Genomic DNA, 12895 nt, shown 5'->3' with positions numbered 1-12895 from the left:
CCGCCGACACCCCCGCCCGCACCGCGTGACGGGCAGAATCGGAGGATGACCAGCAGCGACTCCCCCGCGCCCACCGTCCTCACCCTCGGCAGCGAGAGCCTGCGCCTCGCCCTGACGACCGCCGGGGCCGAGATGACGTCCCTCCGCGACGACAAGGGCCGCGAGTACCTGTGGCAGGCCGGCCCGGAGTGGCGCCGGCACGCTCCCGTCCTGTTCCCGATCATCGGGCGCCTCCCCGGCGACACGCTGCACCACGACGGCGCGGACCACCGGATGGGGCAGCACGGCTTCGCGCGGGACCGGGTCTTCGAGCTCGCGGGCGTCTCGGCGGACGAGGCGGTGTTCCGGCTCCGGAGCGACGACGCCACGCGCGCGGTGTTCCCCTTCGACTGGACGCTCCTCATCGCCTACGCCGTGACCGGCGCCTCGCTCCGGATCACCCAGACCGTCGAGAACAGGGGTCCCTCTCCGCTGGGCTTCTCGCTCGGCAACCACCCGGCCTTCGCGCTGCCGCTGCCCGAGGGCCGCGGCGAGCACCGCATCCGCTTCGCGCAGCCCGAGCCGGAGGGGTACCGCCGCGCTCCGGAGAACCTGCTGCTCGAGGCGCGCCACCCGGCGCCGCTCGAGGACGGGGTCCTGACAGTGGACGACGCGCACTTCGAGGAGGGCGTGATGATCTTCGACGAGCCGCGCCGGCGGACCCTCCGGCTCGAGGCCGACGGCGCCGCCCGCGCGATCGTCGTCGACACCGGGGACTTCGACGTGGTCGGCGTGTGGAAGCCCGTCGGGGCCCCGTTCGTCTGCCTCGAGCCCTGGCGGAGCGTCCCGACCCCCGAGGGCTGGGACGGCGACATCGTCGACAAGCCGCGCCAGATCGTCCTCGAGCCGGGCGGCCGGCGGTCGCTGTCCTACAGCATCGCGCTGAGCTGAACGTCCTCGCGCTGGATCTGCGCGTCGAGCAGCTCGAAGCGGCGGATGATCAGCCCCTCGCGGGTGGCCCAGGGGCAGATCACCAGCGTCTCGATGCCGAGGGCGTCCATGGCCGCCTCCGCGACGAGAGCGCCCGCGAGCAGCTGCGGAGCCCGCAGAGCGGAGACGCCGGGCAGCGCTGAGCGGTCGGCCGCGCTGATCGCGGCGAGGCGAGCGGACCACAGCCGGAGGTCGACCAGGTGCAGCTCCCGGCGCACCAGCGGACCGGCGGCGCTCGGAGCGGCGCCGGTGATCCGCGCCAGAGACCGGAAGGTCTTCGACGTGCCTGCGACCAGGTCGGGGCGCCCCAGGGCGAGGAAGCCGCGGACGGGCTCCGCGAGCACCTCGCGGGCGTGACGCCGGGCAGCCTTCACGCTCGTGGCCGAGGCGGGATCGCCGACCAGCAGGTCCCGCGTCACCCGCCCCGCTCCGAGCGGGACCGACACGGCGAGCTCGGGCACCTCGTCCACGCCCATCGAGAGCTCGAACGAGCCGCCGCCGATGTCGAGGTCCAGGATCGAGCCCGCGCCCCAGCCGAACCAGCGGCGCACGGCGAGGAAGGTGGCCGACGCCTCCGCCTCGCCGCCGAGCTCCTGGAGGTGCACGCCCGTCTCGGCGCGGACCCGGTCGAGGACCGCCGCGCCGTTGCCGGCCTCGCGGATCGCCGAGGTCGCGAACGCCAGCAGGTCCTCCGCGCGGTGCTCGCGGGCGACCTCGGCGGCCTCGGTCACGAACGCGATCAGCTCGCGCTGGCCACGCTCGGTGATCTCCCCCGCCTCGTCGAGGTGCGCCACGAGAGCGAGGCTCCGCTTGTGCGAGCGGTAGGGCACCGGGCGGGCGCCGGGGTGCGCGTCGACGAGGAGCAGGTGGACCGTGTTGGAGCCGATGTCGAGCACGCCGAGTCGCATGGGTCCACGGTATCCGCCCGCGGAGGCGCGTCCCGCCACGCGGACCGCCGGGGAACGCCGGAGGGCCCGGCCGCTCGCGCGACCGGGCCCTCCGGGGGTGCTGGACTCAGTGGTCCCAGTTCTCGGCCCTGTCGGCCGAGCTGGACGAGCCGACGATGTGCACCCGCATGTCGTTCGTCGTGCCGGCGCGCCCGGGGGGCGATCCGGAGACGACGACCACGGTCTCGCCCGCCTGGGCGAGGCCCTCGCGGAGCAGCACCGCGTCCACCTGCGCGAACATCGCGTCGGTGTGGTTGACGCGCGGCGTGACGAAGGACTGGACGCCCCAGTTCAGCGCCATGCGGCGCCGGACGGCGGGCTCGGGGGTGAAGCCGATGATCGGGATGCCGTGGCGCAGGCGCGTCATGCGGCGGACCGAGTCGCCCGACTCGGTGAACACGCAGAGGAACTTCGCCTCGACGAACTCGGCGACCTCGGCGGCGGCCAGCGTGACGGATCCGCCCTGGGTGCGGGGCTTGCTCCCCAGCGGGGGGATGCGCTCCAGGCCGTGCTCCTCGGTGGACTCGACGATGCGGGCCATGGTCTGCACGGTGACGACGGGCCAGGCTCCGACGCTGGTCTCGCCCGAGAGCATGACCGCGTCCGCGCCGTCGAGGATGGCGTTCGCGACGTCCGAGGCCTCGGCCCGCGTGGGGCGGGGGCTCTCGATCATCGACTCGAGCATCTGGGTCGCGACGATGACCGGCTTCGCCCAGCGGCGGGCGAGCTCGACGGCGTGCTTCTGCACGATCGGCACCGCCTCGAGGGGCAGCTCGACGCCTAGGTCGCCGCGGGCGACCATGATGCCGTCGAAGACGTCGATGATCTCCTGCAGGTTGTCGACCGCCTGAGGCTTCTCGATCTTGGCGATGACGGGAGCCTTGCGGCCCTCCTCCGCCATGATCTCGTGCACGCGCTCGATGTCGCTGGCGTTGCGCACGAAGGAGAGGGCGATGATGTCGGCGCCGAGGCGGATCGCCCAGCGGAGGTCGTCCTCGTCCTTCTGGGAGAGGGCGGGGACGTTGACCGCGACACCGGGCAGGTTGATGCCCTTGTTGTTCGAGACGTTGCCGGGGACGACGACCTCGGTGACGACCCGGGGGCCCTCGACGGCGGTGACGCGGACAGCGACCTTGCCGTCGTCGATGAGGAGCATGTCGCCCGGGTTCACGTCGTCCGGGAGGCCCTTGAACGTGGTGCCCGAGAGCTCGCGCGTGCCGAGGACGTCCTCGGTGGTGATGGTGAAGACGTCGCCCTCGGCGAGGGCGTACGGGCCGCCCTCGAACTTGCCGAGGCGGATCTTCGGACCCTGCAGGTCGACGAGGATCGCGACCGCGCGCCCGGCGTCGTCCGCGGCCTTCCGCACGATGCGGTAGATGCCTTCGTGGACGTCGTAGCTTCCGTGACTGAGGTTCATGCGGGCCACGTCCACGCCGGCGTCGATGATCGCACGAATGGTCTCGTACGACGACGTTGCCGGGCCGAGGGTGGCGACGATTTTCGCTCGTCTCATTGAGGGGGTGCTCCGTTGTTCTGCGCCCGGAGGCGCGTCGTTAGCGGGGAGGGTGAGCTGATTGCTGGCGGGCCGAGACTATCGCGTCCCGGGGACTAGAGCGTGAAGCCCCGGTCGTTGGGGCCGACCGGCGCCGGCAGCTGGGTCGTGCCCTCGAGGTAGCGGTCGACCTCGGCCGCGACGGAGCGGCCCTCCGCGATCGCCCAGACGATCAGGGACTGGCCGCGCCCGGCGTCGCCGGCCACGAAGACGCCGGGGACGGTGGTCTCGAAGGCGTCGCCGCGCGCGACGTTGCCGCGCTCGGTGAAGGGGACGTCGAGCTGGCGGCCGAGGTGGTCCGCCTCCGGGCCGGTGAAGCCGAGGGCGAGCAGGACCAGGTCGGCCTGGATCTCGCGCTCGGTGCCCGCCTTGGGGACGCGGCGCCCGTCGAGGTACTCGGTCTCGGCCACGCGCACCGCGCGGACCTCGCCGCCCTCGTTCGCGAGGAACTCCACGGTCGACGCGAGGAACATCCGCTCCCCGCCCTCCTCGTGGGCGCTCGAGACCTCGAACACGGTCGGGTCCATCGGCCAGGGCTGGCTGTCCGGGCGCTGCGACGGCGGCTGCTGCCCGATCGCCAGGTTCGTGACCGACGCGGCCTTCTGGCGGTGGGCGGTGCCGATGCAGTCCGCTCCGGTGTCGCCTCCGCCCAGGACGACGACGTGCTTGCCCTCGGCCGAGATCTGCTCGAAGACGCGGTCGCCCGCGATCGCGCGGTTCGACTGCACGAGGTACTCCATGGCGAAGTGCACGCCGTCGAGGTCGCGACCCGGGATCGGCAGGTCGCGCGGCACGAGAGCACCGGTGGCGACCACGACCGCGTCGTAGCGCGCCCGCAGGTCGTCCCAGGTGATGTCGGAGCCGATGTCGACGCCCGCGCGGAACCGGGTGCCCTCGGCCTTCATCTGGTTCAGGCGGAGCTCGAGGTGCTTCTTCTCCATCTTGAAGTCCGGGATCCCGTAGCGCAGGAGGCCGCCGATGCGGTCGTCGCGCTCGTAGACCGCGACGGTGTGCCCGGCGCGGGTGAGCTGCTGAGCGGCGGCGAGCCCCGCCGGGCCGGAGCCGACGACCGCGACGGTCTTGCCGGTCAGGCGCTCCGGCGGGTGCGGCTGCACCCAGTCGTTGCCGAAGGCCTGATCGATGATCGAGACCTCGATCTGCTTGATCGTGACGGCGGGCTGATTGATGCCGAGCACGCAGGACGACTCGCACGGCGCCGGGCAGAGCCGGCCCGTGAACTCCGGGAAGTTGTTCGTCGCGTGCAGGCGCTCGATCGCCTGGCGGCCCTCGCCGCGCCACATCAGGTCGTTCCACTCGGGGATCAGGTTCCCCAGCGGGCAGCCCTTGTGGCAGAACGGGATGCCGCAGTCCATGCAGCGGCCCGCCTGCCGGCGCAGCACGGCGGAGTCGCCCTGCTCGTAGACCTCTTTCCAGTCCATCAGGCGGACGGACACGGGACGCCGCTTGGGCAGCTCCCGGTCCTGCACCTTCAGGAACCCCTTGGGATCAGCCACCGGTCACCTCCAGAATCCGTCCCCAGACGACGTCGCCGTCGGGATCGAGCCCCTCCTCCACAGCGGATGCGCGCGTCGCGAGCACCGCGGCGAAGTCGCGGGGCAGTACCTTGACGAAACGCGAGACCGTTCCGTCGAAATCGTCGAGCATCCCCTGGGCCAGGGTCGACTCGGTCTCCGCGACGTGCCGCTCGAGCAGGTCGCGCAGGATCTCCACGTCGGCGCTGCCGAGCTCGGAGAGGGTCAGCTCGCCGGAGGCGATCGCGTCGCGGTTCACGAGCTCGCGGCGCAGGCCGTGGATGTAGGCCGTGCCGCCCGACATGCCGGCGCCGAGGTTCCGCCCGGTCTCGCCGAGGATCACCGCCAGGCCGCCGGTCATGTACTCGAGCGCGTGGTCGCCCACTCCCTCGACCACCGCGGTGGCGCCGGAGTTGCGGACCAGGAAGCGCTCGCCGACCATCCCGCGGATGAACATCGTGCCCTGGGTCGCCCCGTAGCCGATCACGTTGCCCGCGATCACGTTCGTCGAGGCGTCGAAGGTGCTGCGGCGGTCCGGCCGCACCACGATCTGGCCGCCCGAGAGGCCCTTGCCGACGTAGTCGTTGGAGTCTCCCTCGAGCCGCAGCGTGATGCCGGCGGGGAGGAACGCTCCGAGCGACTGCCCGGCCGAGCCGCGGAGCGACACGACGATGGAGTCGGCCGGCAGGCCGTTCTCGCCGAATCGGACGGTGACCTCGTGGCCCAGCATGGTGCCGACGGCGCGCTCGGTGTTCTTGATCTCGCGCTCGATCCGCACGGTGCCGCGGTGGTCGAGCACGTTCGCCGCGAGGCGGATCAGCTCGTTGTCGAAGTGGTGCTCGAGCTCGTGCTCCTGCGCGCGGCCGTGGCGGCGCGGCTCCTCCGCCGTGAAGACCGGTCCGACGAGGATCGGCGTCAGGTCGAGCCCGCTCGCCTTCCAGTGCTCGATCGCCTGGTCGACGTCGAGCAGCTCGCGGTGGCCGACGATCTCGTCGACGCTCCGGAAGCCGAGCTGCGCGAGGTACTCGCGCACCTCCTGGGCGATGAACTCGAAGAAGTTGACGACGAACTCCGGCTTTCCGGAGAACCGCTGGCGCAGCTCCGGGTTCTGCGTCGCGACGCCCACCGGGCAGGTGTCGAGGTGGCAGACGCGCATCATGATGCAGCCCTCGACGATCAGCGGGGCCGTCGCGAAGCCGAACTCCTCGGCCCCGAGCAGCGCGCCGATGACGACGTCGCGACCGGTCTTCATCTGGCCGTCGACCTGCACGACCACGCGATCGCGCATGCCGTTGAGCATCAGCGTCTGCTGGGTCTCGGCCAGGCCGAGCTCCCAGGGCGTGCCCGCGTGCTTGAGCGAGTTCACCGGGCTCGCGCCGGTGCCGCCGTCGTGACCCGAGACGAGGATCACGTCGGCGAGGGCCTTCGCGGTGCCGGCGGCGACCGCTCCGATGCCCGACTGGCTGACCAGCTTCGCGTGGATGCGCGCCGACGGGTTCGCCCGCTTGAGGTCGAAGATCAGCTGCTTCAGGTCCTCGATCGAGTAGATGTCGTGGTGCGGCGGCGGCGAGATCAGGCCGACACCGGCGGTCGCGTGCCGGGTGCGCGCGATCCACGGGTACACCTTCGTGGGCGGGAGCTGACCGCCCTCGCCGGGCTTGGCACCCTGGGCGAGCTTGATCTGGATGTCGTCGGCGTGGGTGAGGTACATGCTCGTGACGCCGAAGCGGCCCGAGGCGACCTGCTTGATCGCGGAGCGGCGCTCCGGGTCGAGCAGCCGCTCGGTGTCCTCGCCGCCCTCGCCGGTGTTCGACTTGGCGCCGAGGCGGTTCATCGCGATGGCGAGCGTCTCGTGCGCCTCCGGCGAGATGGAGCCGTAGCTCATCGCGCCCGTCGAGAAGCGCTTGACGATCGCCTCGACCGGCTCGACCTCGTCGATCGGGATCGGCGTGCGCCCCGCGGTGTCGAGCTTGAACATGCCGCGGAGGGTCATCAGCGAGCTCGCCTGGTCGTCGACCATCTTCGTGTACTCGCGGAAGACGTCGTAGCGGCGGTTGCGCGTCGAGTGCTGCAGGCGGAACACCGTGTCCGGGTTGAACAGGTGCGGGGCGCCGTCGCGGCGCCACTGGTACTCGCCGCCGACCGCCAGGCGCTCATGCGCGACGATCGCGCCGTCCTCGGGGTACGCGGCGCGGTGACGCGCGGCGTTCTCCTCGGCGACGACGTCGATGCCGATGCCGCCGAGCTTCGAGACGGTGCCGGTGAAGTACTGGTCGACGAACGCCTGGCTGAGGCCGACGGCCTCGAAGGTCTGCGCCCCGGCGTAGCTCGACACGGTGGAGATGCCCATCTTGGACATGATCTTCAGCACGCCCTTGCCGAGCGCCTTGATCACGTTCTTCACGGCCTTCTCCGGCGAGACGTCCGACAGCATGCCGCTGCGGACGAGGTCCTCGCAGGTCTCCATCGCCAGGTACGGGTTGACCGCGGAGGCGCCGTAGCCGATGAGCGTCGCCACGTGGTGCACCTCGCGGACGTCGCCCGCCTCGACCACGAGCCCCACTCGCATCCGGTTCTCGGTGCGGATGAGGTGGTGGTGCACGGCGGCGAGCATCAGCAGCGAGGGGATCGGCGCGAGGTCCTTGGTGGAGTCGCGGTCCGAGAGCACCAGGAACTGCGCTCCCGCGGCGATGGCCTCGTCGGCCTCGTCGCACATCTCGTCGATGCGGTCCTGCATCGCGCGGGGTCCCGCGTCGACGCGGTAGAGGCCGCGGATCGTCGTGGTGATGTGGCTCAGCGGGCGCGGCGCGATGTGCTGGATCTTCGCGAGCTCGTCGTTGTCGATGACCGGGAAGTCGAGGACGACCTGGCGCGCGTGCTCGGCACCGGCGGTCAGCAGGTTGCGCTCGGGGCCGAGGCCCAGGCGGAGCGAGGTCACGACCTCCTCGCGGATCGAGTCCAGCGGCGGGTTCGTCACCTGCGCGAAGGCCTGCGTGAAGTAGTCGAAGAGCAGGCGGGGGCGCTTGGACAGGACGGCCACGGGGGTGTCCGAGCCCATCGCTCCGAGCGGCTCCGCACCGGCGCGCGCCATCGGCAGCAGGAGGAGGCGGACCTCCTCCTCGGTGTAGCCGAAGGTGCGCTGGCGGCGGTTGACCGAGGCGGGCGTGTGCACGATGTGCTCGCGCTCGGGGAGGTCCTTGAGGTTGATGCGGCCCTTCTCGAGCCACTCCTCGAACGGACCGGAGGCGGCGAGCTGCCCCTTGATCTCCTCGTCCTCGACGATGCGGCCCTGCTCGGTGTCGACCAGGAACATGCGGCCGGGCTGCAGGCGTCCCTTGCGGACCACCTTCGCGGGGTCGATGTCGAGCACGCCGATCTCGCTGGCGAGCACCACGAGCCCGTCGTCGGTGACGACGTAGCGGCCGGGTCGGAGCCCGTTGCGGTCGAGGGTGGCGCCGACGAGCTCGCCGTCGGTGAAGACGATCGCGGCCGGGCCGTCCCACGGCTCCATGAGCATCGAGTGGTACTCGTAGAACGCGCGGCGCTTCGGGTCGAGCGCGCCGTCCTGGTTCTCCCAGGCCTCCGGCACCATCATCATGATCGCGTGCGGGAGCGACCGGCCGGCCAGATTGAGCAGCTCGACGGTCTCGTCGAACGAGGCGGAGTCGCTGCGGCCGGGCGAGACGATCGGGAACAGCGGGGCCAGGTCGCCCAGCTCGCGGCTCTTCAGCTGCGACTGGCGCGCGCGCATCCAGTTGCGGTTGCCCTGCACCGTGTTGATCTCGCCGTTGTGCGCGATCATCCGGAACGGCTGAGCGAGCGGCCACGAGGGGAAGGTGTTGGTGGAGTACCGGGAGTGCACCAGCGCGAGCTTCGACGCGAAGCGCTCGTCGGACAGGTCCGGGTAGAACGGCTCCAGCTGGAGCGTCGTCACCATGCCCTTGTAGACGAGCGTGCGGCTCGAGAGCGACATGAAGTAGACCTCGAGCTCGCGCTCGACGCGCTTGCGCAGGCGGAAGGTCAGGCGGTCGAGGCGCACGGAGGAGAGGGGCGTGCCGCTCTCGTCGGTCAGCTCGCTCCGGATGAACAGCTGCTCGATCGCCGGCATGGCGGCCCGGGCGAGCGTGCCGATCTCGTCGGGCTGCACGGGCACGGACCGCCAGCCGACCACGGCGAGGTTCTCCTCGCGGGCGATGTCGGCGATCGTCGACTTGACCCGCTCGCGCTCGAACACGTCCACCGGGAGGAAGGCGTTGCCCACCGCGTACTGGCCCAGCGGCGGGAGCTCGAAGGGAGCGACCGCGCGGAGGAACTCGTCCGGGATCTGCGTGATGATCCCCGCGCCGTCGCCCGTTCCCGCGTCGGAGCCGACGGCGCCGCGGTGCTCGAGGTTGCGCAGCGCGTTCAGCGCGGCGTCGATGATGTCGTGGCCGGCGGTGCCGCGCATGGTGGCGACCATCGCGAGACCGCACGCGTCCTTCTCGGCGGCCGGGTCGTACATCCCCTGCGCCGGCGGCATGCCCAGGAAGGGCACGGCGCGGGCCGGGGTCGAGGGCTGGGCGGAGGCCATGGGAACCGTCCTCACGGGGGTGATGGCTGATCGGGACGTCGCTGGCCCGCGGTGGTGGAGGAGGAGCGGCTCCCCGATCGGGAGGGCCGCAGGGTTCTGCCGTGGCGCGAGCGTCGCGCGCCGCCGGCGGTGCCTGCACGACGACCCGCCCGCGGCAGCGCTCGTGGCTGCGCCGCGATGGGGCGGTCGTGGAGGTGTCGGGCACCCGGGAGGCGGTCGCGGAGGCTCCGCGACCTCCGTCAGGTGCGGGAGACCGTCGGCTTCTCGGCGTCGGTGCCGGAAGCAGGGGTGGTGGTGTCGTCGGAGTCGGACTCGACGTCCTCGAATTCTACCGCAGCCGGGGCGGGCGTCCACTCGCGACCCGGCCGGTAGGCCGAGGGCTCGGCGCCCGGGTGCTCGCGCTTCTGGATCACCACGAGGACCAGGCCGATGACCACGGCGATGAGCGCGGCCCAGACGTTGGTGCGGATGCCCCAGAAGAACTCGCTCGGGTCGATCCGGATGGACTCGAACCAGACGCGGCCGATCCCGTACCAGATCAGGTAGGCGGCGAAGACGGTGCCCCACTGCAGCTTGAGACGGCGCTCGAGCAGGAGGATGACCGCGATGCCGACGACGTTCCAGAGGATCTCGTAGAGGAAGGTCGGGTGGAAGAGCGTGCCCGCCGGGAGGCCGACGGGGAAGGCCGGGTTGGTGGTCTCGATCTCGAGGCCCCAGGGCAGGGTCGTGGGCAGGCCGAAGAGCTCGTGGTTGAACCAGTTGCCCAGGCGCCCGAGCGCCTGAGCGGCGAGCATGCCGGGGGCGAGGGCGTCGGCGAAGGTCCAGAAGCGCACTCCTGTCCAGCGGCAGCCGATGAACGCGCCGACCGCGCCTCCGATGAGCCCGCCGAAGATGGCGTTGCCGCCGTTCCAGATGCGGACGACCTCCCACGGGTCGGCGCCGTCGTAGAAGTAGTCGCCGGGGTGGGTGAGCACGTGGTAGGCGCGGGCGCCGACGATGCCGAGCGGCACGGCCCAGATGATGATGTCGAGCACGACCCACGGCTCCGCGCCGCGGCGCTTGAGGCGCTGGTTCGTCATGATCGTCGCCACGATGATCCCCGCGAGGATGCAGAGCGCGTAGGTGTGGATCGCGAGCGTGAAGGTGCCGATCGTGAGGTCGTACTGACTCCACGCGTCGGGGGGGCTCGGAATGCTCAGCGGTACGGACACCGGTACTCGACCTTTCGAAGGAGGGGGTCCCCCGGGCACGGCTCGGCCGCGCCCCGGTGGGCATCCCGATTGTAGCGGGAGGGTGTCAGCGCGCGGAGCGCAGGCGGGTGCCCTCGGCGAGGCCGCGGGAGATCTCGGCGACCGCGTCGACCCCGCCGGACGCCAGCGCCCGCACCAGGGCGGATCCGACGATGGCGCCGTCCGCGTAGGCGAGGATCTCGGCGACCTGCTCGCCGGTCGAGATGCCCAGGCCGACGCACGCGCTCTCGGAGCCGGCGGCGCGGAGGCGGTCGACCAGGGTGCGAGCCGCGGAGTCGACATCGGTGCGCGCGCCGGTGATGCCCATCGTCGAGACCGCGTAGACGAATCCACGGCTCGAGTCGACGGCCTGGCGCAGGCGCGTGTCCGTCGAGGACGGCGCCGCGAGGAACACGCGGTCGAGTCCGAGCCGCTCGGAGACGGCGAGCCACTCGGCGCCCTCGTCCGGGATCAGGTCGGGCGTGATGAGGCCGGACCCGCCGGCCTCGGCCAGATCGGTGGCGAAGCGCTCGACCCCGTACTGCAGGACGGGGTTGTAGTAGGTCATCACCAGGACCGGCACGTCGACGCGCGCCCGGATCTCGCGGACGGCCTCGAAGCCGTGGCGGAGGCGGAAGCCGCCCGCGATGGCGGCCTGGGTCGCCTCCTGGATGACGGGTCCGTCCATCACCGGATCGGAGTAGGGCAGACCGAGCTCGATCGCGTCGACGCCGTTCTCGGCCATGGCCACGGCGGCGTCGATGCTGGTCGGCAGGTCGGGGAAGCCGACGGGGAGGTAGCCGATCAGGGCGCCCGCCGCCTCCTCGTTCCGGCGCCGGACGGTCTCGGCGACGCTCGGTCCGCGGCCGCTCACGACTGCACCGCGCCCTGGTCCATGAGGCCGAAGTAGTGCGCAGCGGTCGTCATGTCCTTGTCGCCGCGGCCCGAGAGGTTGACCAGGATGGTGGCCTCGGGGCCGAGCTCGCGCCCGAGCTCCAGCGTGCCGGCCAGCGCGTGCGCGGACTCGATCGCCGGGATTATCCCCTCGGTGCGGCTGAGCAGCATGAGCGCGTCCATCGCGGCCGAGTCGGTGACCGCGCGGTAGTCGGCGCGGCCGATGCTCGAGAGCCACGCATGCTCCGGGCCGATGCCCGGGTAGTCGAGGCCGGCCGAGATCGAGTGCGACTCGACGGTCTGGCCGTCCTCGTCCTGGAGGAGGAAGCTCCGGGCGCCGTGCAGGACTCCAGGGCGGCCCTTGCTGATGGTCGCCGCGTGGCGGGAGGTCTCGATCCCGTCGCCGCCGGCCTCGAAGCCGACGAGGCGGACCTCGGGGTCGTCGAGGAAGGCGTGGAAGATCCCCATCGCGTTGGAGCCGCCGCCGACGCAGGCGGTGACCGCGGTGGGAAGCGAGCCGGTCAGCTCGAGGACCTGCTCGCGCGCCTCCTCGCCGATGATCTTCTGGAAGTCGCGGACGAGGGCCGGGAACGGATGCGGGCCCGCGACGGTGCCGAAGATGTAGTTCGTGGTGCCGACGTTCGTCACCCAGTCGCGCATCGCGTCGTTGATCGCGTCCTTGAGGGTGCGCGAGCCGGTCGTCACGGGGATCACCTCGGCGCCGAGCAGGCGCATGCGGGCGACGTTGAGGGCCTGGCGCTCGGTGTCGACCTCGCCCATGTAGACCACGCAGTCGAGGCCGAACAGGGCGGCGGCCGTGGCGGTCGCGACGCCGTGCTGGCCCGCTCCCGTCTCGGCGATGACGCGGGTCTTGCCGATCCGCTTGGTGAGCAGCGCCTGGCCCAGCACGTTGTTGATCTTGTGCGAGCCGGTGTGGTTGAGGTCCTCGCGCTTGAGGATGATCCGTGCTCCGCCGGCGTGCTCGGCGAACCGCGGCACCTCGGTGATGATCGACGGACGGCCGGTGTAGCTGCGGTGCAGCTCCATCAGCTCGGCCGCGAACGCGGGATCGACCTTCGTGCGCTCGTACTCGGCGCTCAGCTCGTCGAGGGCCTCGACGAGGGACTCGGGGACGTAGCGTCCGCCGAACTCGCCGAAGTAGGGGCCGAGTTCATCCCGGAGTGCCATGGGGGTACCGCCTA

8 protein-coding genes are annotated in these 12895 nt (G+C 71.7%); 1 reads left to right on the top strand and 7 read right to left on the bottom strand.

Translation table 11 applies throughout. From position 1 onward, the window contains the following. Window positions 1–45: 45 nt before the first annotated feature. Window positions 46–930, top strand: a complete 885-nt coding sequence (locus C5C30_RS07595) for an aldose 1-epimerase family protein (protein ID WP_104333464.1) — start codon at window positions 46–48, stop codon at window positions 928–930. Here C5C30_RS07595 and C5C30_RS07590 read toward each other — a convergent pair. From C5C30_RS07590 to trpB, 7 genes are all read right to left on the bottom strand, one after another. After that, window positions 909–1877, bottom strand: a complete 969-nt coding sequence (locus tag C5C30_RS07590; protein WP_104232654.1) for an exopolyphosphatase — start codon at window positions 1875–1877, stop codon at window positions 909–911. The genes C5C30_RS07595 and C5C30_RS07590 overlap by 22 nt on opposite strands. Before the next feature lie 106 nt (window positions 1878–1983). After that, a complete protein-coding gene (gene pyk / locus C5C30_RS07585) occupies window positions 1984–3429 on the bottom strand; it encodes a pyruvate kinase (RefSeq protein WP_104221869.1) in 1446 nt (481 codons plus the stop codon). A gap of 95 nt (window positions 3430–3524) precedes the next feature. Further along, window positions 3525–4982, bottom strand: coding sequence for a glutamate synthase subunit beta (locus C5C30_RS07580; protein ID WP_104267306.1), 1458 nt, complete (start codon window positions 4980–4982; stop codon window positions 3525–3527). Beyond that, complete coding sequence (gene gltB, locus C5C30_RS07575) at window positions 4975–9570, bottom strand: glutamate synthase large subunit (protein WP_104221865.1); 4596 nt, start codon at window positions 9568–9570, stop codon at window positions 4975–4977. Before gltB ends, C5C30_RS07580 begins: the two co-directional genes overlap by 8 nt. 239 nt (window positions 9571–9809) lie before the next feature. Then, entirely contained in the window at window positions 9810–10781 is a 972-nt protein-coding gene (gene lgt / locus C5C30_RS07570) for a prolipoprotein diacylglyceryl transferase (protein WP_258059820.1), read from the bottom strand. A gap of 85 nt (window positions 10782–10866) precedes the next feature. Continuing rightward, complete coding sequence (gene trpA, locus C5C30_RS07565; protein ID WP_104246788.1) at window positions 10867–11673, bottom strand: tryptophan synthase subunit alpha; 807 nt, start codon at window positions 11671–11673, stop codon at window positions 10867–10869. After that, on the bottom strand, window positions 11670–12881 hold the full coding sequence (gene trpB, locus C5C30_RS07560; RefSeq protein WP_104333463.1) for a tryptophan synthase subunit beta: 1212 nt from the start codon (window positions 12879–12881) through the stop codon (window positions 11670–11672). The genes trpA and trpB overlap by 4 nt, the downstream gene beginning before the upstream one ends. Window positions 12882–12895 lie beyond the last annotated feature (14 nt).

It is taken from the genome of Rathayibacter sp. AY2B5 (genome assembly GCF_002931645.1).
Lineage (GTDB): Bacteria > Actinomycetota > Actinomycetes > Actinomycetales > Microbacteriaceae > Rathayibacter.
Note: the sequence above shows the minus strand (reverse complement) of the source record. Positions and strands in the feature narration are given on the sequence as shown.